Source organism: Corynebacterium sp. A21, assembly GCF_052266655.1.
Taxonomy (GTDB): Bacteria; Actinomycetota; Actinomycetes; order Mycobacteriales; family Mycobacteriaceae; genus Corynebacterium.
In genome coordinates, this window is record NZ_JBQPQY010000011.1 from 62,131 (window position 1) to 82,839 (window position 20,709).

General features: G+C 62.5%; 21 protein-coding genes and 5 tRNA genes. 17 read left to right on the plus strand and 9 right to left on the minus strand.

Annotated elements, in window-relative coordinates; all coding sequences use genetic code 11:
- Window positions 1-74 precede the first annotated feature (74 nt).
- A tRNA-Ser gene (locus tag ACTU46_RS13210) sits at window positions 75-159 on the plus strand.
- A 207-nt stretch (window positions 160-366) separates the two neighbouring features.
- Here ACTU46_RS13210 and ACTU46_RS13215 read toward each other — a convergent pair.
- Both ACTU46_RS13215 and ACTU46_RS13220 read right to left on the minus strand, forming a co-directional pair.
- Entirely contained in the window at window positions 367-546 is a 180-nt protein-coding gene (locus tag ACTU46_RS13215) for a hypothetical protein (protein ID WP_443382425.1), read from the minus strand.
- A 176-nt stretch (window positions 547-722) separates the two neighbouring features.
- A complete protein-coding gene (locus ACTU46_RS13220) occupies window positions 723-1,313 on the minus strand; it encodes an XRE family transcriptional regulator (protein ID WP_443382427.1) in 591 nt (196 codons plus the stop codon).
- 102 nt (window positions 1,314-1,415) lie between these two features.
- Between ACTU46_RS13220 and ACTU46_RS13225 the strand changes: the two genes are divergently transcribed.
- On the plus strand, window positions 1,416-2,357 hold the full coding sequence (locus tag ACTU46_RS13225) for an NAD(P)/FAD-dependent oxidoreductase (protein WP_443382429.1): 942 nt from the start codon (window positions 1,416-1,418) through the stop codon (window positions 2,355-2,357).
- Window positions 2,358-2,375: 18 nt separating this feature from the next.
- Here the strand turns inward: ACTU46_RS13225 and ACTU46_RS13230 are convergent, their stop codons facing one another.
- The 5 genes from ACTU46_RS13230 to ACTU46_RS13250 all read right to left on the minus strand — a co-directional run bounded on the left by ACTU46_RS13230 (window position 2,376) and on the right by ACTU46_RS13250 (window position 6,112).
- Window positions 2,376-2,798, minus strand: a complete 423-nt coding sequence (locus ACTU46_RS13230; protein WP_443382431.1) for a phage holin family protein — start codon at window positions 2,796-2,798, stop codon at window positions 2,376-2,378.
- Window positions 2,799-2,864: 66 nt separating this feature from the next.
- Window positions 2,865-3,971: a ThiF family adenylyltransferase gene (locus ACTU46_RS13235; protein ID WP_443382433.1), complete on the minus strand. Its 1,107-nt coding sequence runs from the start codon at window positions 3,969-3,971 to the stop codon at window positions 2,865-2,867.
- Complete coding sequence (locus ACTU46_RS13240; protein ID WP_443382435.1) at window positions 3,968-4,429, minus strand: molybdenum cofactor biosynthesis protein MoaE; 462 nt, start codon at window positions 4,427-4,429, stop codon at window positions 3,968-3,970. The genes ACTU46_RS13235 and ACTU46_RS13240 overlap by 4 nt, the downstream gene beginning before the upstream one ends.
- Complete coding sequence (locus ACTU46_RS13245; protein ID WP_443382437.1) at window positions 4,419-4,919, minus strand: MogA/MoaB family molybdenum cofactor biosynthesis protein; 501 nt, start codon at window positions 4,917-4,919, stop codon at window positions 4,419-4,421. Before ACTU46_RS13245 ends, ACTU46_RS13240 begins: the two co-directional genes overlap by 11 nt.
- Window positions 4,920-4,927: 8 nt before the next feature.
- A complete protein-coding gene (locus ACTU46_RS13250; protein ID WP_443382439.1) occupies window positions 4,928-6,112 on the minus strand; it encodes a molybdopterin molybdotransferase MoeA in 1,185 nt (394 codons plus the stop codon).
- Window positions 6,113-6,215: 103 nt separating this feature from the next.
- On the opposite strand from ACTU46_RS13250, the gene ACTU46_RS13255 reads away from it, so the two are divergent.
- A complete protein-coding gene (locus tag ACTU46_RS13255; protein WP_443382497.1) occupies window positions 6,216-6,473 on the plus strand; it encodes a MoaD/ThiS family protein in 258 nt (85 codons plus the stop codon).
- Here the strand turns inward: ACTU46_RS13255 and ACTU46_RS13260 are convergent.
- A complete protein-coding gene (locus tag ACTU46_RS13260; RefSeq protein ID WP_443382500.1) occupies window positions 6,470-7,504 on the minus strand; it encodes a histidinol-phosphate transaminase in 1,035 nt (344 codons plus the stop codon). The two genes, ACTU46_RS13255 and ACTU46_RS13260, sit on opposite strands and share 4 nt — an antisense overlap.
- A 170-nt stretch (window positions 7,505-7,674) precedes the next feature.
- Between ACTU46_RS13260 and ACTU46_RS13265 the strand changes: the two genes are divergently transcribed.
- The 5 genes from ACTU46_RS13265 to ACTU46_RS13285 all read left to right on the plus strand — a co-directional run bounded on the left by ACTU46_RS13265 (window position 7,675) and on the right by ACTU46_RS13285 (window position 11,909).
- Window positions 7,675-7,766, plus strand: a tRNA-Ser gene (locus ACTU46_RS13265).
- A 127-nt stretch (window positions 7,767-7,893) separates the two neighbouring features.
- Window positions 7,894-7,969, plus strand: a tRNA-Arg gene (locus ACTU46_RS13270).
- A gap of 292 nt (window positions 7,970-8,261) precedes the next feature.
- Window positions 8,262-9,617, plus strand: coding sequence for a magnesium transporter (gene mgtE, locus ACTU46_RS13275; protein ID WP_443382441.1), 1,356 nt, complete (start codon window positions 8,262-8,264; stop codon window positions 9,615-9,617).
- Window positions 9,618-10,093: 476 nt separating this feature from the next.
- A complete protein-coding gene (locus tag ACTU46_RS13280) occupies window positions 10,094-11,671 on the plus strand; it encodes an SLC13 family permease (RefSeq protein WP_443382443.1) in 1,578 nt (525 codons plus the stop codon).
- A gap of 162 nt (window positions 11,672-11,833) precedes the next feature.
- Window positions 11,834-11,909 (plus strand) — tRNA-Arg (locus tag ACTU46_RS13285).
- A 206-nt stretch (window positions 11,910-12,115) separates the two neighbouring features.
- On the opposite strand, the gene ACTU46_RS13290 is transcribed toward ACTU46_RS13285, so the two are convergent.
- A complete protein-coding gene (locus ACTU46_RS13290; protein WP_443382445.1) occupies window positions 12,116-13,141 on the minus strand; it encodes a prephenate dehydrogenase in 1,026 nt (341 codons plus the stop codon).
- 38 nt (window positions 13,142-13,179) lie between these two features.
- Here ACTU46_RS13290 and ACTU46_RS13295 point away from each other — a divergent pair, with 38 nt between their 5' ends.
- From ACTU46_RS13295 to ACTU46_RS13335, 9 genes are all read left to right on the plus strand, one after another.
- Window positions 13,180-13,680, plus strand: coding sequence for a tRNA adenosine deaminase-associated protein (locus tag ACTU46_RS13295; RefSeq protein ID WP_443382447.1), 501 nt, complete (start codon window positions 13,180-13,182; stop codon window positions 13,678-13,680).
- 5 nt (window positions 13,681-13,685) lie between these two features.
- Window positions 13,686-14,156 (plus strand): nucleoside deaminase, encoded by a 471-nt coding sequence (locus tag ACTU46_RS13300; RefSeq protein WP_443382503.1) that lies wholly within the window; start codon window positions 13,686-13,688, stop codon window positions 14,154-14,156.
- Between the two features lie 108 nt (window positions 14,157-14,264).
- Entirely contained in the window at window positions 14,265-14,459 is a 195-nt protein-coding gene (locus ACTU46_RS13305) for a hypothetical protein (protein ID WP_443382449.1), read from the plus strand.
- 13 nt (window positions 14,460-14,472) lie between these two features.
- On the plus strand, window positions 14,473-14,676 hold the full coding sequence (locus ACTU46_RS13310; protein ID WP_443382451.1) for a CsbD family protein: 204 nt from the start codon (window positions 14,473-14,475) through the stop codon (window positions 14,674-14,676).
- A 45-nt stretch (window positions 14,677-14,721) separates the two neighbouring features.
- Window positions 14,722-14,812, plus strand: a tRNA-Ser gene (locus ACTU46_RS13315).
- Window positions 14,813-14,973: 161 nt separating this feature from the next.
- Entirely contained in the window at window positions 14,974-17,487 is a 2,514-nt protein-coding gene (locus ACTU46_RS13320) for an MMPL family transporter (RefSeq protein WP_443382453.1), read from the plus strand.
- 143 nt (window positions 17,488-17,630) lie between these two features.
- The gene (tgt, locus tag ACTU46_RS13325; protein WP_443382455.1) at window positions 17,631-18,914 is read left to right on the plus strand and encodes a tRNA guanosine(34) transglycosylase Tgt; all 1,284 of its coding nucleotides are present in this window, start codon (window positions 17,631-17,633) and stop codon (window positions 18,912-18,914) included.
- Window positions 18,915-18,946: 32 nt separating this feature from the next.
- Complete coding sequence (locus tag ACTU46_RS13330) at window positions 18,947-19,657, plus strand: sulfite exporter TauE/SafE family protein (RefSeq protein WP_443382506.1); 711 nt, start codon at window positions 18,947-18,949, stop codon at window positions 19,655-19,657.
- Window positions 19,658-19,712: 55 nt separating this feature from the next.
- Window positions 19,713-20,666 carry a hypothetical protein gene (locus ACTU46_RS13335; RefSeq protein WP_443382457.1) on the plus strand — a complete coding sequence of 318 codons (954 nt, stop codon included), beginning with the start codon at window positions 19,713-19,715 and terminating at the stop codon, window positions 20,664-20,666.
- Window positions 20,667-20,709: the final 43 nt, after the last annotated feature.

Sequence of the window (20,709 nt, forward strand, 5' to 3'; positions counted from 1 at the left end):
CAGGTAATCTAGTGGAGTTGTTGCGTAATTGTGCGTATAGCTTGTTGCATTACGCGTAATTTTCGAAGCGGCAAGGAGACGTGACAGAGCGGCCGAATGTACTGGTCTTGAAAACCAGCGATGGGAAACCATCCGCGGGTTCAAATCCCGCCGTCTCCGCAAATGCCCGCTCACAGGACCCCTGTGAGCGGGATTTCTGCTTTCTACCTGTGGAAACGGACAATTTAGCTGTTGGTGACCGTGCGACTGATAGTCCAGATTGGATGTCAATGTTGCACGGATGTTCCAGATATCTCCCACATATCTCCCACGAAGGAAGAAGTACAGCAGTGATGGGCAGGGGAGCTGCCAATTCCAGGTGGCTGCCTACTGGGTGATTGCCCAGCCACCTACCTCAGTGAAGGCGGAATCGTAGATGGATTCCTTTGCTTGCTGGCCCAGGTCATAGTGCTTGAGATTGCCGGCCCAGTAGCGAAGTGCCCGGCTGATTTCCTCGGAGGGGTCTCCGGTGATCTTGTTCAGGTCGATATCCAGGGTGAATTTCATGAGGTTCCCTTCGCGGTGGAGTGCGGTGGCTCATCTTCACTGAAGAGGCCGACCTGGAGATTGTTAGATTAGACCCCCCTCTAATCTCACAATAAATCCCCAAAACTCGAAACACTGTGAGATTAAGGGTCTCGGTTCTCCTGCGGGCTAGGGCGGGCCCCCTTCGTAGCTGCGCCCTATTCTGATTCCGCTGTTATCGCGCGGACATGGGTTCGCTCACCCTGTCGGCCGAAGAGGCTCAGATATTCCACCGGCCCTTCCGTGGTGGCGCTGAAGGAATGCGGGATGGAGGTGTCGAACTCGGCTGCTTCGCCTGGTTTGAGGATGATCTCCCGGCCGTCGAGGATCAGTCGGAGATTGCCGTTGAGGACGTAGACCCAGTCGTAGCCTTCATGGGTGTGCAACGGCGGGAGGGTCTCGCTTCGGCTGGCCCGGAGGATGAATTTATAAGCCTGGATACCGCCTGGCCGCCTGGTCAGCGGAAGGATGATGGCTCCGTCCCCGCCGGCGATGGGGCGCAGATTGATGCGGGGGTCGCCGGTGGGTGGGGCGTCGACAAGTTCATCGAGGGTGACGCCGTGGATGCGGGCCAGCGGAAGCAGCTGCTCCAGGGTGGGTCGGCGCAGGCCGGATTCCAGGCGGGAGAGGGTGCTGGTGGAGATGCCGGTCTGCTGGGCCAGCTCGCTGAGCGTGATATCGCGGCGTTGCCGGAGCCGTTTCAGGCGAGGGCCGACAGTCTCCAGGGTGCGGGTGATGTGTTGCTCCATAAATCTATGTTGCCATTCGGCAACATAGATTGCCAAGGGGCGTACCGGCTTCTATGTTCGGAATGAGAAAGTCAAAGAGCTGAACCCTAAGGGAGACCGCGGATGTCTGATCCGAAACTGATGCAGGATGTGATTGTCGTGGGCGGCGGTGCCGCCGGGCTGGGAGCCGCATTGACGCTGGCCCGTGCCCGCCGGAGCGTCATCGTCATCGATGCCGGCGAGCCCCGCAATGCCCCGGCCCAAGGGGTGCATGGCTTCCTGGGATTGGAGGGGGTCGCCCCACAGGAGATGCTCGCCCGCGGGCGAGCAGAAGTCGCCAGCTACGGTGGCGAAGTGCGTGCCGGAAGGGTCATCGGAGTGCAACCGGAGGGCACCGGATTTAAGGTGGAGCTGGCGGCGGGCGGCAGCATTTCCGCCCGGCGGTTGATCATCGCCACCGGCCTCGTTGATGATCTGCCCGAGATCCCCGGGCTGCGGGAGCAGTGGGGGCGCGGTGTCATTCACTGTCCTTACTGCCACGGCTACGAGGTCTCGGACCAGCGGATAGCGGTCCTGGCCACCGGCCCGATGGCGGTTCACCAGGCCTTGTTGTTCAGCCAATGGAGCCGGGATGTCACCTTGCTCGTCCAGGAAATGGAACTCAGCGAGGAAGACCGGCTCAAACTCCGGGCCCGGGGGATTCCGGTGATCCCGGGGCAGGTTGCGGAGATTCTCGCCGAATCTGGCCAGCTCATCGGGGTGAAATTCGTGGATGGCCAGGTGCATCTAGCGCAGGCCGTGGTGGTGGGTGCCCGGATGAACGCGCGGGTGGCGGCGCTGGCTGGAATCGGGATCACCGCCACCGAGCACCCCATGGGGTCCTTCATCGCCACGGATGAATTCGGCCGGAGCGAGGTGCCTGGGGTCTGGGCGGCAGGCAATGCGACTGACCTTGCCGCACAGGTGATCACAGCGGCCGCCGAGGGGTCAAAGGTGGCTGCCCAGGTCAACTTCGATCTGGTTAATGAGGACACGGCTGCGGCGGTGGCACAGCTGGCTGACTGATCCCGGAGAGCTGTGAGATTAGCGCTTCTTCGAGCTCAGCATTCCCGTCAGCGGTCCCAGTAACCAGTTCACCAGGCCCATGATCACCGCACCCCAGAAGGCGTCCATGAAGGTCTCGATGGATAAACCCAGGCTCAGCTGGGTGGAGATCCACTCCGCCATCAGGAAGATCGCGGCGTTGATCACCAGGGCAAACAGGCCCAGGGTGATGATGGTGATCGGTAGGCCGATGAGGCTGAGCACCGGCCGGACCAGCATATTCAGCAGCACAATCACCGCGGCCACCGCCAGAAAAACCAGCTGTCGGTCATAGGCGCCATCGCCGGCGAGGATGACCTCAGGGGTTGCGATGGTCACGCCCTCAACGAAGAGGGTGACCACCCACAGCGCGATAGCGGTGCCGATAGATCGGACAATCAGGTTCCACAAGCCAGTGAGCATGCCCCCGATCCTAACAATGCGACCTGACCTGAGCAGCGGCTAAGCCAGCGGGATGAACAATCCCTACTACTGCCGGTCGAGCCAGGCATCAATCCCGCCGGCCAGACTCACCGTCCCGTGGACCCCCACCTCCTGCAGCGCACCCACCGCCTTCGCCGAGCGCACTCCGCCGGCGCAGTAGATCACCACGGGTTGCTCGGCGGTGATCTCCGGCGGCACGAAACCTTCCTTGACTATCCGGGCGAGCGGAACATTGATCGCGTCGGGAAGCCGGAAGTTCGCGAACTCCGCCGGTTCACGCACATCGATGAGCACAGCATCATTCGGGATCTCTGATACTTCCGGGACCACGCTTATCGACGCCCCGACAACGCCCAGGCCGGTCGGCTCGGCCACCACCCCGCTGATCACCGGGCCCTGTGCCCGCAGTTTCGCCGCGGTGTCCGGGTTCCCCACCACCGGGATGTATTCCCACTGGCCGGCCAAGGAGGAGAAGTAACCGAGTGTGCCGATCAGCGGTTCCCCGATGCCGGTGATCAGCTTCAACGCCTCCATCGCCATGGTTGATCCCATCACACCGACCAGGGGGCCGAGCACTCCGGCCTGGGAACAGCTGGGCACTGATCCTTCCGGCGGCGGGGTGGGGAAGAGGTCCTCATAGACTGGGCCGTGGTCGGCCCAGAATACCGAGAGCTGGGCATCGAAACCGAGGATCGAGGCCCACACATGGGGGATCCCCAGCTGGGCGCAGGCCGCGGAGGCCACATGCCGGGTGGCGAAGTTATCGGCACCATCCAGCACCACATCGGCACCTTCTAGTACGGTCAGCGCATTATCCCAGGTCAGTCGCTCCTTGACCAGGGAGACCTTAATATCCGGGTTCAGTGCCAACATCTCTCGCTTGGCGGACTCGGCCTTGGATTCCCCCACCGAAGCGGTGGTGTGGATGACCTGCCGGTGGAGGTTGGAAAGGTCGACCACATCGTCGTCGATAAGCGTGACCTCGCCGATGCCGGCACCGGCGAGGTAGAGCAGGGCAGGTGAGCCCAGCCCACCGGCACCGATGACGGCAACATGGGCGCCCAGAAGTTTCTGCTGCCCTTCCGTACCGAAGCCACCGAGGGTGATCTGCCGGCGGTAACGGGCGATGTGGGTGGCGTTGAGTTCACTCATTCCAGCCCCACCCACTGGGTCTTGCCATCGGCCAGGAGCTGTTCCTTCCAGATCGGCACCTCCGCCTTGACCCGGTCCGCGAGCTCGGCGGCGGCCTGGAACGCGTCCCCCCGGTGCGCGGCGGCGGCGAGTACCACGAAGGCGAGATCCCCGATCACCAGATCGCCGGTGCGGTGCGCGGTCCACAATCGGGTCCGGGGATGAGTGGCCACCACCTCGGCCGCCACCTCCCGGATCCGTTGCGCCGCAGTGGGGTGCGCGGAGTAGCTCAGGTGTGATACTCGCTGCCCGCCGTCATGATCGCGGACGATCCCCTCAAAGCTGACCAGTGCACCCATCGCCTCCGTCCAGGTGCCCTGTCGGGCCTGGTGGAGCAGCTCCTCAATGGGGGTCTCGGTCATGACCGCCGCAATGAGTTGGCCGGTCTGTTCCGCCACATATGCCGGATCAGTGCTCATGATGTCCCTCCAATTGTTCGGTGATGTGGGTGAGAATCGGTGCCAGCACCGTGATCCCATCGCGGACCCCGCCGGTCGAACCGGGCAGTGTCATCACGAAGGTATGTCCGACAACCCCGGCGACCGCCCGGGAAAGCACCGCGGTGGCGATGTTCGCGCGGCCGGTGTCCCAGAAGGCATGGACGATGCCGGGCAGTTCCCGCTCCAGATGCGGGGTGATGGCCTCCACGGTGCGATCATCCGAGGATAACCCGGTTCCTCCCGAGGTCAACACCACATTAGGCAGTAGTTCAGGGAAGCGGAACAGCTCACTGATCTGATCCGGGAGGTCAGCATCAGCGATAATTAGCGCCTCCGGGGTCTCAAAACCCTGTTGCCGCAGAAACTCCACCGCGATCGGGCCGGAACGGTCCTCATATTCCCCGGCTGCAGCGCGGGTGGAGGCGACGATGACCAGGGCAGTTCTCTCGGGTACAGCTTTTTCGGGCATAGCTCTCCTCACAGGGGATAGACGGTGACGGTATCGCCGGCGCGCAGCTGCGCGCGCCCGGGGATCCGGATCAGACAGCTGGCCCCCGCCGCGCGGGCCAGCAGGTGGGAACCGGCGCCGCCCAGCGGGGTGGCCACCAGCCGCGTATCGACGACCCGGTGGATACCGCGGCGGAACTGTTCGCGGTTCGAGGGGAGCCCCTCGGTATCCTCGCTGAGCCGTGCCTGGAGCGGCTCGGCGGCCTCGCCCAGCAGCGGTGCCACGAAGAGCCGGAAGCTCACCAGCGTGGAGATCGGGTTACCCGGCAGACAGATCACCGGCACCCCCTGGAAGCGGGCGAATCCCTGCGGGCCGCCGGGCTGCTGCTCAACGTGGCCGAACCAGGCCCCAGCCTCGGGTTCGAGGACCTGGCGGACCACCTCGAACTTCCCGTGGCTGATGCCACCGGAGGTGATCACCGCATCCGGTTCATGCTGCTCAATCGCGGCACTGAGATCTCGCCGGAGCTTGACTGGATCATCATTGTTCAGGATCCGGGCGGCCACCTCGATGCCCGCCTGTGCGCAGAGCGCCTCCAACATCGGGCCATTGGAATCCGGGATCGAGGCCACCCCGGGAGTGCCCACCTCGGCGCCACCACTACAGATGAGCACCCGGGCGGGGCGCTGGACCCAAACTTCGGCCAGGGACTGGCTGGCCAGCAGGCCCACATCCAGCGGGGTGAGCTGGTGCCCGAGCGGCAGCAGCGGGGTGCCAACGGTGATATCGGAACCTGCCCGCCGGATGAACTGTCCCGCCGGGGTGCGGGGGACCGCCACCAGCTCACCTGTCGCGGCGAACTCCCCCGGGGTGCACTGCTCCACCGGGATGATCGCGGCGGTACCTGCCGGGAGCTTCGCGCCGGTCATGATCGGGGCGATGACGTCTTCGAGGCCGTCGGGGTAGATCTCCTCCGGGTTCTGTCCCGCGGCGATGGTGGGGCCGACCCGGAAGGTGGCGGGTGTCTGGTACGCCTGTGCCAGAGTCAGCGTGTAGCCATCCATCTGGGAGTTATCAAAGCGCGGGGAGTCCGCACCGGCACGGATCTCCGCAGCCAAGCGGTGGCCGGGGGCCTCGATAAGCGGGATCTTGAGCCCGGGGCGGGGCGCCAGCAGCTCCACGAGCTCGGCGAGATGATCCTCAGGTGTACGCATCTGTCCTCCCACTAGGCGATGTACTACTTCACCACTTCACCACGGTACCCGCCCTGCCGGACATGGCATGCTGGGGAGCACGATGCCAAAGGAAGGGAACCCCGTGGAGATCCACTACTTCGCCGCCGCCCGTGCGGCCCGCGGCACCAGCCGGGAAACCCTGGACGATGTACCCGACACCCTCGCTGAACTGCTGGCACAACTGGCGCAGCAGAACACCGGAACCACCGATGCCGGGATGGATCTGGCAGAGATCTTTCAACGTTGCACTTTCCTGCTCGACGGCGCCAAGGCAGAACCCTCGGCAGTGCTGAGCGGCGCGGAACGGATCGATGTCCTGCCGCCCTTCGCCGGCGGTTAAAGCTGGGGGCTGAGGTTCAGTTTCTCCCAGGCCGCTAGGAAGACATCATTTTCCGCCGGGGTGGAAACCGTCACCCGCAAGCCCTCCGGGAAAGCACGGACCAGCACATTCTCTCCGATCAGGGCGGCCGCGATCGACGCGGCATTCGCGGTGGGCAGCCAGATGAAGTTCGCCTCGGAAGGACGTGCCCCCACTGCCGTCGCCACCCGCTCCCGCTCCTCGACGATGACATCGGTGCGCTCCAGGAGCTCATCGGCCGCTGCCAGCGAGGCGACCGCGCCGGCCTGCGCCACCAGATTCACCGCGAAGGGAATGGCCACCTTGTTCAACGCGGTGATGATCTCCGGCGCGCCGAAGGCATATCCCACCCTCACCCCGGCCAGGCCATAAGCCTTGGAGAAGGTCCGCAGGCCGATCAGGTTCGGGTGGCGCCCGATGGCCTCGGGTGCCAGCGGGGTGTCCTCGGAACGGACGTACTCGATATAGGCCTCATCCAGGCCAACCAGCACATTCGCCGGAACCTTTGACATGAAGTCCTCAAACTCAGCGCTGCTGATCAGCGCACCCGAGGGATTGTTCGGGTTGCAGAGGAAGATCACCCGGGTGCGCTCGGTGATGGCCGCCGCCATCGCAGCCAGGTCGTGGCGGCCTTCTTCGGTCAGCGGAACCGCCACCGGGGTAGCTCCCACCACCTGGGCGAAGATCGGATAAGCCTCGAAGCTGCGCCAAGGGAAGATGATCTCATCCCCGGGGCCCGCGGCGATCTGTACCAGCTGCTGACAGAGGGCGGAAGAACCACAGCCAACGGTGAGCTGCGCAATATCGAGCTCGAGATGGCCGGCCAGGGCCTCACGCAGTGCCATTGCCCCCATGTCCGGGTAACGGTTCGCCCCGGCAGCCGCTGCCACCATTGCCTGCACTGCGGCAGTTAACGGTGGGGTGGCAACCTCATTGGAGGACAGCTTCACGGCGTTATTAAGCCGCTTGCCGGGAACATAGGTGGGAATATCGGCGAGATCAGCGCGAATCAGGGAGCTCATGAGCCCCAATCATATACCGCAGGAGAGCGTGCACCGGCGTTGTCCAGGGGTTCTGCGATTACTCCGATCTCAGCCCGGATTCACTTCAGTACCAGCGGGTTTGGTGAGTGCGCCGGGGAGTAGCTACGATACTGTGAGGTTTACCGGACAGGTAGATCGCTGGAGACGTGCCAGAGCGGCCGAATGGGACTCACTGCTAATGAGTTGTTCTCTTAACGGGGAACCGGAGGTTCAAATCCTCTCGTCTCCGCCAGCTTTTTCCGGGCACTGGTCTCCGGTTCTCCATGAGAATCGGAGACTGGTTGCCCAAGTTTTATCAGGAGATTTTGTATCTCCAGATGACTCGATATAGGCTGAATCTGTTCCACAATATAGAATCTGCGCCCGTAGCTCAATGGATAGAGCACCTGACTACGGATCAGGAGGTTGGGGGTTCGAGTCCCTCCGGGCGCACCAATTATCACCCCGGGAAGAAACTTAAAGGTTTCTTCCCGGGGTGAGTTTTTTGTTCTTCACACGCTTGGTCCCGCGTTGTCGGTCTGGGGTTTGACGTTTAGGTCTCGAGGATCAGCCCAATTACCTTCTGAAAAGGGCAATTGACCCGATCCTCGAGACCTACCCGTCAAACCGGTCCGAGTGCGCCCCACCCTGCAGCCCTGCGGCGAGTCCCCCGAAAATCGCCGCGGGCGGTAGGGTCATCTTCCGGCCAGAAGTCTGTTGTGGCCTGTGATGCTCGGGAGGTAATGCGTTGGCTGAAAACACGATCGATCAGCTGGAGAGAATCATCCGCTCCGATGAGGACATCCCCGCACAGCGTGCGGCGGAACTGTCCCGAATGCTGGATGAACCTCCCATCCAAGACGTGGTGGCCCTGGTGGAAAGATCCGTGAGCACCCGTGCCGCGGTCATTCTCCGCCTGCTCAGCAGACAGCGCTCCATCGCGGTTTTCGATGCCCTCGACGCCGCCCACCAGGCCGATCTGATCGGCGCCCTGCAGAGCAGCGATGTCTACGAGTTCTTCGGTGAACTTGACCCGGATGACCGGGTCTCCCTGCTCGATGAACTCCCCGCCGAGATCGCGGACCAGCTGCTGCGCAATCTTGATCCCTCCGAGCGTGACATCACGGGTGTGGTGCTCGGCTATCCCAGGCGCTCGATCGGGCGTCGAATGTCGCCGGAGATTCCTAACCTCTATTCCGGGATGACAGTGGGGGAGACGATGGCCTACCTACGTTCTTCCGCCGAGGACATCGAGACGATCTACCTACTGCCGGTCATCGGGCAAGACCGGAAACTCCTCGGGGTGCTTTCACTTCGGGCGCTCTTCACTGCCCGGGATGAACAGAAAATCTCCGAACTGATGAATAAGCCCATCTTCGCCAATGCGCACGCGGATGCGGAGGAGACGGCCCGTTGGTTCATGCCGCTGGATCTGCTGGCTATGCCGATCGTCGATGATAGTGACCGGCTGGTCGGCATCCTGACCTTCGATGATGCGCAGGACATCCTGGAGGAGGCAGATGACGAGGACACCGCGCGCTCAGGTGGCCACGAACCACTGCAGCAGCCCTATCTTTCGACCCCGCTGTTCAAGGTCGTTCGTTCGCGCGTGGTGTGGCTGCTGGTGCTCGCGGTCTCTGCGCTGCTGACCGTTCAGGTGCTCGACACCTTCGAAGACACCTTGGCCGCAGCCGTCGTCCTCTCGTTGTTCATACCGCTGTTGACCGGAACCGGTGGCAACACCGGCAACCAGGCGGCCACCACGGTCACCCGGGCACTCGCGCTTGGCGACGTCCGGAAACGCGATATCGGGCAGGTGATGTGGCGGGAGCTGCGGGTCGGGCTGATCCTCGGTTCCCTCTTGGGCGTGCTCGGTTTCCTGGGGGCCTGGGCGGTCTACGGGCTGCCCATCGGCATTGTGATCGGTTCAACCCTGTTGTTGGTCTGCATGATGTCGGCGACTGTGGGCGGGGCGATGCCGATCGTCGCGAAGGTGGTCGGCGCGGACCCGGCGGTGTTCTCCAACCCCTTCATCTCTACCTTCTGTGATGCCACTGGGCTGATCATCTATTTCCTAATTGCGAAATCTGTGATGGGGCTTTGATATCGGAGCGGATTAGTCCGTCGTGGACGGACGCCCGTCGGCCTGGCGTAGGGAGAGCCGTGAGGTGTGGCTGCGGACAGGTCAATTTGGTTGAGGCTGAGACGTTCCGGCACTCCCGCTTGGCTATCTGTGAAGATGCCGCCAAGTTATCTCCCCCTACATGGGGGCCTGTTGTGAATATTGCTAATTTGTATATTCGCAGGTGGTGCGCCTAGTGAACGCGTCACGTGACATTTTCCTCCGGTAGATATCAGGTGGTTTTCGTTGTACGTTGAGGGCGGATAAAGTCTCGTGAGCCTGGTTACATCCTGGCCCCGTCTGGTGATGCCCATCTCTGGACCCGTCTCTGGATGAGCGGCCTTGCCTGTTGGGGGCAGGGGCTGGAACCACGGTTCCCCAAATGTGCCGCGATTGCCGACGTTGTCACCTGTTTCCAAGGTGTATTCGCTGGCTCCGACAGTAGAAAAGGATCCATCATGAGTACACCTCAGATTCAGAGGAGCGTCAGCAGCGCTTCTGAATTGAAAGACCAGGCCGCGATTCAGGACTGGAAGAGGCAGCGCGCCGGCCTGATCGCCGGGGTGCTGCTCGCAGCCATCGTCTGGTTCCTCTTCCCGGACACCGCGGCCGAGACAATTCAGGCCACTGCCGAAGAGGGCACGGTCTACGACAACACCGCACTGCGGGTCACCGCTGCGACTGCTGTTCTGATGGCGATCTGGTGGATGACCGAGGCGATCCCGCTGGCGGCCACCGCACTGGTGCCGCTGGTGGTGTTTCCGCTGTCCCAGGTCATCTCCTTCAAGGACATCGCCGCACCCTATGCCGAACCCACCATCTTCCTCTTCATGGGTGGCTTCATTCTTGCCCTGGCCATGCAGCGTTGGAACCTGCACCGTCGCCTGGCGCTGACCGTCGTGCTGATGGTGGGAACCAAGCCCAAACAGCTGATCGCCGGCTTCATGATTGCCACTGGTTTCCTCTCGATGTGGGTCTCCAATACCGCTACCGCGGTGGTCATGCTGCCGATCGGTTTGTCCGTGCTGCAGCTGACCGCCGAGACTGTCGGCGGAATGAAGAACCAGAAGAAATTCGCCACCGGTTTGATGCTCGCCATCGCCTACTCTGCCTCCATCGGCTCCCTGGGAACGATCATTGGAACTCCGCCGAATGCGTTGCTCGTGGCCTATATGGCCAGCAGCCATGACGTTCATATCGGCTTCGGCCAATGGATGCTGGTGGGCGTTCCGATCGCCGTGATCTTCATGATCCTGGCATGGTTTGTCCTGACCACCGTGTTCAAGCCGGAGATCGACAGCATCCCCGGTGGTCGCGAGATGATCAAGGGTGAAGTCGACAAGATGGGCAAGATGACCGCACCGGAGATCGCTGTCGGTGTCATCTTCGGTCTCGCGGCACTCTCCTGGGTCTTCATCCCGCTGATCATTGACTGGACCGGCGTGGAGATCACCGTCGCCGATGCTGCCATCGGTATGGCGGCTGCCCTGCTGATGTTCATTATCCCGGTGGACCGGAAGAAGGGTACCCGGTTGATGGACTGGGAATCCGCCAACAAACTGCCCTGGGACGTCTTGCTGCTCTTCGGAGGTGGCCTCAGCCTCTCCTCGATGTTCTCTGCTTCCGGTCTTTCAATCTGGATCGGCGAGCTGGCCAAGGGCCTCGAGGTGCTCCCGGTCTTTCTGCTGATCGCCGCTGTCGGGTTCATCGTTCTCTTCCTGACGGAGTTCACCTCCAACACGGCCACCGCCGCCACCTTCCTGCCGATCCTGGCTGGTGTAGCAGTGGGTATCGGACTGACGGCCGGCGGTAATGAGCAGAACGTCCTGTTGTTGACTATCCCGGTCGCCCTCTCCGCAACCTGCGCCTTCATGCTTCCGGTGGCCACCCCGCCGAACGCGATCGCCTTCGGTTCCGGCTACGTCCGTATCGGCGAGATGATCAAGGGCGGCCTCTGGCTGAACCTGATCGGCCTGGTGTTGGTTACGCTCGCCACCTACTTCCTGGCCATCCCGGTGTTCAACATCGTGATCTAGCATCTGTAACAGCATTTAGCGGCGGCCGCCGCCTCGGGGTGAAAACTCCGGGGCGAGCGGCCACTTCTCATTATCTTGCGCTTAACCTGCTGTTTTGCTCTTCTTGATTGGCTCCGTGTAGAGTAATCACTCGTTGAACAGCACGTGCTGTGAAGGCAATCTGCGCCCGTAGCTCAATGGATAGAGCACCTGACTACGGATCAGGAGGTTGGGGGTTCGAGTCCCTCCGGGCGCACCAATTATCACCCCGGGAAGAAACTTAAAGGTTTCTTCCCGGGGTGATTTTTTGCTCTCCACCGTGGCGTGCTTGTGAGTGCCGCGTTGTCTGGCCCGCTCACCCCGCAACAGTCCTAGCCCACGGCGAGGGAAAGGGGGCTCCCCGGCGTGCGAGCCGCTGAGCCGAGGGAAACCCGCCACCAGCAGACCGAACCCGCCAACAAAACCCTAAAGAACCTCGATCCGGGCTCCCAGGTTCTCCGCCTGCTCCAGGCTGCGCAGCCAGTGGGGGCTTCCCGGGATGATGCGCAGCACGGGCCGTCCGGAGATGGGGGAGGGGCTGACAGAGTCGCTGTCCCGGCCTTGCCCGGAGCGGGCCTCGTAGCGGATCCGGGAGCGGTAGCCGTTGTCGGCGAGATCCTCGATGGTGGGCGTGGCCTCGGAGAGGTGGGCGCGGGCGTCGATAAGCAGTGCCAAGGCCTCGTCGAGGGCGACGAGCAGCGCCTCCGAGTTGGTTTCGCACATGGCGCGGACCAGAGAGGGGGCGGTGGCGGCGACGCGGGTGGAGTCGCGGAAGCTGCCGGCGGCCAGGGAGAGGCTCAGTGCGCCGCCGTTGTCGCCGGTGATGGCCAGTGCCTCGGCGAGCACGTGCGGCAGGTGGGAGATGCGGGCGACGGCGGAGTCATGGGCGTGTACCCGCGCGGGGATGACCTCGGCCTTGGTCAGTTTGGCCATGCGCACCACATCGGTCCACAGGGCGATCCATTCCTTGGTGGGGCCCGAGGGGGAGTCATAGGCATGATCGAAGGTGACCACCCAGGCGGCACCCTTGAACAGGCCCTGGTGTGAGGCCTTCCAGCCGCTTTCGGAGGTGCCGGCCATGGGGTGGCTGCCGACGTAGCGCTCGGTCAGGCCAGCGGTACGCACCAGGTTGAGCACCTGGGTCTTCACGGAAACGACATCGGTGATGCCGCAGGTGGGGGCATGTTCCTTGATGGCCGCGAGAATGGACTCCACCGCGGGCATCGGCGTGGCGATCACGAGCAGAGCGTTTTCCGCTTCGGCACGCTGCAGCGTGGCCACCAGATCAGTGCTGACGTCAAAGCCTTCCGCCAGCGCACTGCGGGTGCCGGAGGGGGAACGGTTGAAGCCGAAGCAGGAATGTCCGTGCGCGCTCAGGTCACGGAGGAGGGAACCGCCGATGAGTCCGAGGCCGAGCAGGCAGACCGGGCGGGAGATGTCTCTTGAAGTCACCTGACAAGTGTGGCACACAAAGACTACGGTTACCTGGTATGAACGCCGATGAGTATGGGGACAGTTTTGCCGTGACGGTCACCCTGATGGATGGTGCCTGGCACGTCCGTTCTTTCGACGATGACTTTTCCAGCCTGGGCACCTCCATCAACCGGGTCCGCGCGATGCGCAGTGAAGGCCCGGCTTTCGCCATGCTCTGTGTAGATGAGGACTATTTCGTCCTGGTCCGTCCGACGCCCGAGGGCGCTCGGGTGCTGCTTTCCGACGCCACCGCGGCCGTCGAGGATGATTTCGCCGCCGCCGCCCTCGAAGAGATCAACGCCGAGGTCCCGAATCTCGATCCCAATGAGCTTGATGATGTCGACCCCTGGGCGGAGGGTGATTTCGACATCCTCGCCGACCTCGGACTCTCCGAGGAAGCGATGGGCGTGATCTGCGATGATGATGAACTCTGGCCCACCGAGCAGCTGATCCGCATCGCCGAGGACCTCGGCTTCCTCGATGAGCTGGTCGACGTCGCGGGCCTGGACCTCGATTGAGCGTCCTGCCCCGCCCCCTCGGTGAGCTCGACGCCGAGGCGAAGATCCGCCGCGCCCTGGCGGTCGCTGCCACCACCCCGCTTGGCGACGTCCCGGTGGGAGCCGTCATCTTCGGCCCCGACGGCACCGAGCTGGGGGTGGGCACGAACCGTCGGGAAGCGGATCGAGATCCCACCGCACATGCCGAGATCCTCGCCATCCGTGCTGCCGTGCGCGCCTTCGATGACGGCTGGCGATTGAGCGACTGCACCCTGGCGGTGACCCTCGAGCCCTGCACCATGTGTGCCGGCGCGCTGGTCGGTGCGCGGATCGGCACGATCCTCTTTGGCGCCTATGAGCCCAAGACCGGTGCCTGCGGCTCCATTTTCGACGTGGTGCGCGATCCCGCCGTACTCCACCGCGCGCAGGTGCGCGGTGGAGTACTTGAGGAAGAATGTGCGGCGCAGCTGGTTGGCTTTTTCGAAGGACTGCGTTAACTGGCCGCCGGCTGTGCATTCCATAACGATTTAGTGATATCCGGCACAGTCCGCTCGGCGTCGTTAGAGTGGGCGGAGTAGCACCCAATGAACGCGAGGAGTGAAGGTATGTCCGATTTCACGGAAAAGGCAAAAGACGTACTGAGCGGAGGGAAGGAAAAGGCCGGTGACGCCGCCGAGCAGGCGCGCGAGAAGCTCGCCTCCGACCCTTCCAACGCAGACGAGCAGACCCTCAACGAGAAGTTGGGCCGTGCCCACCTCGACCACAGCAAAAATGACGGCAAATTCGGCGGAAACGACTAAAAGGAGTTTGACCATGGGTGATTTTGAGAACAAGGCAGAAGATTTCGGCGGCAAGGCCAAGGAAGCTTTTGGCGAGGCCACCGATAACGAGAGCCTCAAGGACGAAGGCAAGGCCGACCAGGCCAAGGCCGGAATCAAGGACAAGGTCTCCGAGGCCGGAGATGCCGTCAAGGATGCCGCCAACAAGGTCCTCGGTTCCTTCAAGGGCAACAAGTAAGCAGCGATTTGGTCGCCTCGGTGCCCATCCGATAATCTAGTCGGCGGTGGCGTGTCCGAGCGGCCGAAGGTGATCGCCTCGAAAGCGATTGTTGGGTAACCCCCAACCGAGGGTTCAAATCCCTCCGCCACCGCCACAAGAATCCCGTGCTCCCCGAGAGCACGGGATTCTGCTGTTTCCGCGCACTGCGCCGGGTTCAAGGCGGCGTCGATAAGCGCTGGCATACAGACTTTTCAGATCGCGTCAGTAGACTGGGTCCGTTAGTATTCTGATTCCCACCCGCAGGAGTTTCCGCACGTGGCCAAATGGTTGTTCAAGCTGGGACGCTGGTCCTTCCGTAAAAAGTGGATCGTCATCTCGGCATGGCTGCTGATCTTCGCGGCGGTTGCCGGTGGGGCGCTCAGCATCATGAAGCCCTTCTCCAATCAGTTCGCGATCTCGGGAACCCCCTCGATTGACGCGACCTACATGCTGGGGGAGGAGTTCCCCGGCATGGCCAACCCGGTCAACGCAGCCGGCGTGAACCTGGTGTTCAAGGCCCCCGAAGGGGAGACGCTCGAGGATCGCGGAAATATGGCGGCGATCGATGCGACTGTCGCCTTCATCGAAGCCAACCTCGAAGGCCTGACCGGCACCGAACGCTTCGGCAACCCGGTGGAGGTCTCCCCGGTGCTGCAGGAAAGCGTCATTGCGCAGATGAGCGAGGCCGGGGTACCGGCGGAGGTCGCCCAGATCGACGCCGAGAACCTGGCAATGATCAATGATGACGCCACCATCGGCTACACCACCTTCACCTTCGACGTCCCCACCAGCATGGACGTCACCCAGGAACACCGCGACGTGGTCAACGAAGCCATGGAGGTCGGCCGCGCCGGGGGGCTGACCGTGGAGGCCGGTGGTGCCGGTTTCGGTGATCCCATCACCGTCAAAACCACCTCGGAGATCATCGGCCTGATCATCGCCTTCATCGTGTTGATCTTCACCTTCGGCTCCCTGACCGCCGCTGGACTGCCGCTGATCACCGCCATCATCGGCGTGGGCATCGGCGCGCTGGTCATCGTCGGTGCCACCGCCTTCACCGAACTGAATAACATCACCCCGGTCCTGGCTGTGATGATCGGCCTGGCAGTGGGGATCGATTACGCCCTGTTCATCCTCTCGCGCTACCGCACCGAACGTGCCCGAATGCCCGCCGATGAAGCCGCCGGCATGGCGGTGGGTACCGCCGGTTCCGCGGTGCTCTTCGCGGGTGCAACCGTCATCATCGCGCTGGTGGCGCTGTCGATCGTCAACATTGAATTCCTCACCGCCATGGGGCTGTCCGCGGCCTTCACCGTCTTCGTTTCAGTACTGGTGGCGCTGACCTTCATCCCCGCGCTGCTGGGTATCTTCGGCGACAAGACCTTCAGCGGGCGGATCCCCGGTATCGCGGGTAACCCACGCAAGAAGGGAGCAAATGCCGGGAAACGACGCACCCGACCCACGATGGGCTACCGCTGGGTGACGCTCGTCCACAAGGCCCCCGGCCTGGTCATGGCCGTGGTCGTGCTCGGCCTGGGTGCCCTCACAATTCCCGTGATGGGCCTGGAAATGGCGCTGCCCTCAGACTCCACCTCCAACCTGGACACCACCCAACGCAAGTCCGCCGACATCATGTCTGAAGGTTTCGGCGAGGGCGTCAACGCCCCCTTCCTGGTGATTCTCGACGCCGATGAGGTCAATCCCGAAGCCGGGGCGCTCGAGCCCCTGGTCCGGGTGCAGGAAGACATGGCGGTGCAGAATGGGACCGAGTTTGACCCGCTGGCTGCGGCACAGTCGAGCACCTACCTCTACACCACCCAGCAACTCTCCGGCCTGACAGACGTCAAGCACGCCCAGATCATCGGCCTCAACGAGGACGGCTCGGCCGCCCAGCTGCTGGTCACGCCCTACACCGGCCCTGATGACCACGCCACCACCACGGTGGCCGAAGCCCTCCGTGCGCAGGGTCAGGAGATCGAGGACGCCACCGGTGTCACCTTCGGGCTGACCGGCCTGACAGCCGTTCAGATGGACATCACCGAACGCCTCGCCGGAGCCATGCCGCTCTACCTCGCGGTCGTCGTCGGCCTGGCCATCATCCTGCTCCTCCTGGTCTTCCGCTCCATCATGGTGCCGGTGGTCGCCGGCCTGGGATTCCTGCTCTCCGTCGGTGCCGCCTTCGGCATCACCGTGCTGGTCTGGCAAGAGGGCCTCTGGGACATGGTCAACACCCCTGGCCCGCTGATCTCCTTCATGCCGATCTTCCTCATCGGCGTCACCTTCGGCTTGGCCATGGACTACCAGGTCTTCCTGGTCACCCGAATGCGCGAGCACTACACCCACAGCGGTGGAGTGGACCGGCCCGGATCGAAATACAACGCAGTCGAAGAATCCGTCATTGAAGGCTTCACCTCCGGCGCCCGCGTGGTCACCTCCGCCGCCCTGATCATGATCGCCGTCTTCGTCGCCTTCATCGACCAGCCCCTGCCCTTCATCCAGATCTTCGGCTTCGCCCTCGCCGCCGGCGTCTTCTTCGACGCCTTCTTCATCCGCATGGCACTGATGCCGGCCACCATGTTCCTCATGGGACGCGCTACCTGGTGGATGCCCCGCTGGCTGGACCGCATCCTGCCGCAGCTCGACGTCGAAGGCTCCGCACTGGAAGAGGAATACCAGCGGACCCTGGCAGGATTTGAAGCGAAGCGTGCCGCTGAGCGCAGTGATTCTGAGGAAACCGGGGGACCTGGGGATTCTGGGGGAGCACGGACTGAAGAGCTGCCGGTGAAGTAGGCCTACGGCGGCTCTGCCGGTGCTGAGCGGGGTGAGGATAGGCTTTGACTGGTTGAGGAATGACCGGGTGAAGCCCCATCCCTTCAATCCCTTCACCCGCCGGGATTCTGAGTCACAGTTTGATTTCACTTAGACTGTCCTCCATGAGTACCCCCTCCCAACCCGTCACGGACACCTCCTTCACCCTGGGCACCCGCCTGGAGCAGGACGGTCCGGGCAAGAATGGCCGGACCGGCGTCATCCATACGCCGCACGGCGATATTGCCACCCCGGCCTTCATCCCGGTGGCCACTAAAGCGACCGTTAAGACGCTCACCCCGGAGCAGATCCGCCAGACCGGGGCGCAGGCGATTCTCTCGAATGCCTATCACCTCTATCTGCAACCCGGTCACGATATTGTGGATGCGGCTGGCGGTTTGAGTAACTTCACGAATTGGCGGGGCCCGACCTACACCGACTCCGGTGGATTCCAGGTGATGAGCCTGGGCGCAGGCTACAAAAAGGTCCTGGCGATGGATACCAAGGATCTGGCCCGCGGGGACATCAAAGCCGCAGAGAAAGAGCGTATGGCCCACGTCGATGATGATGGCGTGAACTTCAAGTCCTTCATCGACGGATCAAAGCACCGTTTTACCCCTGAGGTGTCCATGCAGATCCAGCACGGCCTGGGAGCGGACATCATGTTCGCCTTCGATGAGCTGACCACCTTGGTGGACACCTATGACTACCAGCTCAATTCGGTGGAGCGCACTCGCCTGTGGGCGGAGCGGTGTCTGCTCGAGCATGAGCGACTGACCCAGGAGCGGGTGGGCAAGCCGCTGCAGTCGCTCTGGGGTGTGGTGCAGGGCGCGCAGTATGAGGACCTGCGCCGTCAGGCCACCCGCGGCCTGTTGGAACTGGATCGCCAGGCTGTGGCGGAGGGGCGTCGTGGCTTTGGGGGCTTCGGCATCGGCGGTGCCATTGAGAAGGAGAATCTGGGCACCATCGTGGGCTGGGTCTGCGATGAGCTGCCCGAGGACAAGCCCCGCCACCTGCTCGGCATCTCTGAGCCGGATGATCTCTTTGCTGCCATTGAGGCAGGTGCGGATACCTTCGACTGTGTCTCCCCGACCCGTCTGGGCCGCCGCGGTGGGGTGTACACGCTGGATGGTCGGCTGAACCTGACCGGTGCCCGTTTCAAGCGGGATTTCAGCGGTGTAGATGAAGAATTCGGTGGGTATGTCTCCGAAAATTACTCCCGCGCCTACATCCACCACCTCCTCAAGGCGAAGGAATTCCTGGCCGGCACCCTGTGCACCATCCATAACCTGCAGTTCATGATCACCCTGGTGGATAACGCCCGTGCAGCCATCGACGGCGGCTACTACGAGGCCTACCGGGATGAATTCATGGGGCGCTACTACTCGGGAGTAGTTGCTACCCGCTAATTTCTGCCAGCCAGTAGGCTGCTCACGTGGAAATGATTATCATCGCCGTGATCCTGATGGTGGCGGCCTGCGTGCAGGGTTCCATCGGCTTTGGCCTGGGAATGCTTGCGGCACCCCTGATCGTGCTCATGCGGCCAGACCTCTTACCGGCACTGATCCTGCTGCTGGCACTGGTGCTCTCTGCCGCGACACTGCTGCGTGATCGAGGCGGCGTGGAGTGGCGGGTCGTGCTCTGGACCAGCATCGGTCGGATCCCGGGATCTGTATTGGGTGCGGCCGCGGTGGCCTTGCTGCCGGTGGCGGGGCTTTCGCTGGTGCTGGCTGGCGCGGTGATCATCGGAATCATCAGTAGTCTCGTGGGCTGGCGGCCTGGCCACGGCCCCCGTGCCGCCGTGATCGCAGGTGCGGCCTCTGGCCTGCTGGGTACTTCCACCGCGATTGGTGGGCCGCCACTCTCGATTATTCTCCGCGATCTCCCAGTGGCGAAGATCCGCAGCACCATGGGCGCCGCTTTCGTCATCGGCAGTGCACTATCAATTACGTTGCTGTCAGTAAGCGGCTCGCTGCACCTGGAGCATGTGCGCGCCGCACTGCTTTTTCTGCCAGCGGTTGCCGTGGGCTTTCTGCTCTCTGGGCTGGTCAACCGCCATATGAATTCCCGGGTGCTCTATCTCGGCGCGGTCGGCCTCTCGCTGATGGGAGCAGTGGTGGTGATTCTGCAGTCGGTGGGCTCGTTCGTCTAGCACTGCCGGTCCGCAGGTTCTGTGATTATCTGGATTGGTGTCGGACCATGAGGAGATGCTGATCCTGACTGCTGGGCTCAGCAGTCAGGAACGGCATAAAATAGGGGAGCGTTTTCGGGCCAAGGAACTGGTCAAATTGCAGGCCGGGATTTACGTTCCTTCGGTGGAATTTCACCTGCAGAAGGAGTGGGAGCGATACAGGCTTCGATGCATGGCTGCCGCGATAACACGACCTTCTTACACTCTGGTGGGAAAGTCCGCTGCCGCGATGTGGCGGGTTCCCTACGGTGAGGTCCCGAAATACGTTGAGCAGGCTCGGGTTGGTGGGAGTGGGGGTGCCCGCAGTAAGTACGTCCGGCTGAGAACGCTGGTTGTGTTGGAAAGACAGCCGATCCTCAACTTTTCCGAACCCCACGATAAAGGGAAAGTTACGTCGCTGGCTCAGACCTTGGTTGATATTGCACGCTGGCATGGGATTCCAGATGCTGTGTGCGGGATGGATCATGCAATGCGGGAAGCAATGGTGAGCAGAGCCGGATTGGAATCAGTTTTGGAGGAAGTCCGAGATCACCATGGTGCAAAGTTTGCCGAGCAGGCAGTCGCACTTGCTCATCCAGCAGGGGAAAGCCCTCGAGAGTCATTGATAAGAATGAGAATCTGGCGAGCGAAGCTTCCAGCTCCTCAAATGCAGGCAAATATTTGGGATCACCGAGGGGATTTCCTCGGCCGTGTTGATCTGTTTTTCCCTGAGTATTCGATTGCCGTTGAATACGATGGTCGAGGAAAATATAACGGTGAATTCGGCCAATCGGTTATCGGGGCAATGCAGGATGAGCGGTGGCGGGAGCGTGGATTACTCAATGCCGGTATTCGGGTCATCCGGGTCGATCGCGAAAACTTCCGAGATGAGTCTTGGCTGGAAGACCTTACTCGGGAGATCAATCGAACAAATCACGAAAAGCTGGTGTTTCCGAAGGCACAGTGGTCATCTGCCGGGATCGCTTGGTAGCACTGGAATCTGGTCAAGAAACACAGCCCGGGCGGTGGGGCAG

Coding starts and splice junctions, on each gene's coding strand:
- ACTU46_RS13215 (WP_443382425.1), bottom strand. CDS start 546: ATGAAATTCACCCTGGATATCGACCTGAACAAGATCACCGGAGACCCC.
- ACTU46_RS13220 (WP_443382427.1), bottom strand. CDS start 1,313: ATGGAGCAACACATCACCCGCACCCTGGAGACTGTCGGCCCTCGCCTG.
- ACTU46_RS13225 (WP_443382429.1), top strand. CDS start 1,416: ATGTCTGATCCGAAACTGATGCAGGATGTGATTGTCGTGGGCGGCGGT.
- ACTU46_RS13230 (WP_443382431.1), bottom strand. CDS start 2,798: ATGCTCACTGGCTTGTGGAACCTGATTGTCCGATCTATCGGCACCGCT.
- ACTU46_RS13235 (WP_443382433.1), bottom strand. CDS start 3,971: ATGAGTGAACTCAACGCCACCCACATCGCCCGTTACCGCCGGCAGATC.
- ACTU46_RS13240 (WP_443382435.1), bottom strand. CDS start 4,429: ATGAGCACTGATCCGGCATATGTGGCGGAACAGACCGGCCAACTCATT.
- ACTU46_RS13245 (WP_443382437.1), bottom strand. CDS start 4,919: ATGCCCGAAAAAGCTGTACCCGAGAGAACTGCCCTGGTCATCGTCGCC.
- ACTU46_RS13250 (WP_443382439.1), bottom strand. CDS start 6,112: ATGCGTACACCTGAGGATCATCTCGCCGAGCTCGTGGAGCTGCTGGCG.
- ACTU46_RS13280 (WP_443382443.1), top strand. CDS start 10,094: ATGAGTACACCTCAGATTCAGAGGAGCGTCAGCAGCGCTTCTGAATTG.
- ACTU46_RS13295 (WP_443382447.1), top strand. CDS start 13,180: ATGAACGCCGATGAGTATGGGGACAGTTTTGCCGTGACGGTCACCCTG.
- ACTU46_RS13305 (WP_443382449.1), top strand. CDS start 14,265: ATGTCCGATTTCACGGAAAAGGCAAAAGACGTACTGAGCGGAGGGAAG.
- ACTU46_RS13310 (WP_443382451.1), top strand. CDS start 14,473: ATGGGTGATTTTGAGAACAAGGCAGAAGATTTCGGCGGCAAGGCCAAG.
- tgt (WP_443382455.1), top strand. CDS start 17,631: ATGAGTACCCCCTCCCAACCCGTCACGGACACCTCCTTCACCCTGGGC.
- ACTU46_RS13330 (WP_443382506.1), top strand. CDS start 18,947: ATGATTATCATCGCCGTGATCCTGATGGTGGCGGCCTGCGTGCAGGGT.
- ACTU46_RS13335 (WP_443382457.1), top strand. CDS start 19,713: ATGCTGATCCTGACTGCTGGGCTCAGCAGTCAGGAACGGCATAAAATA.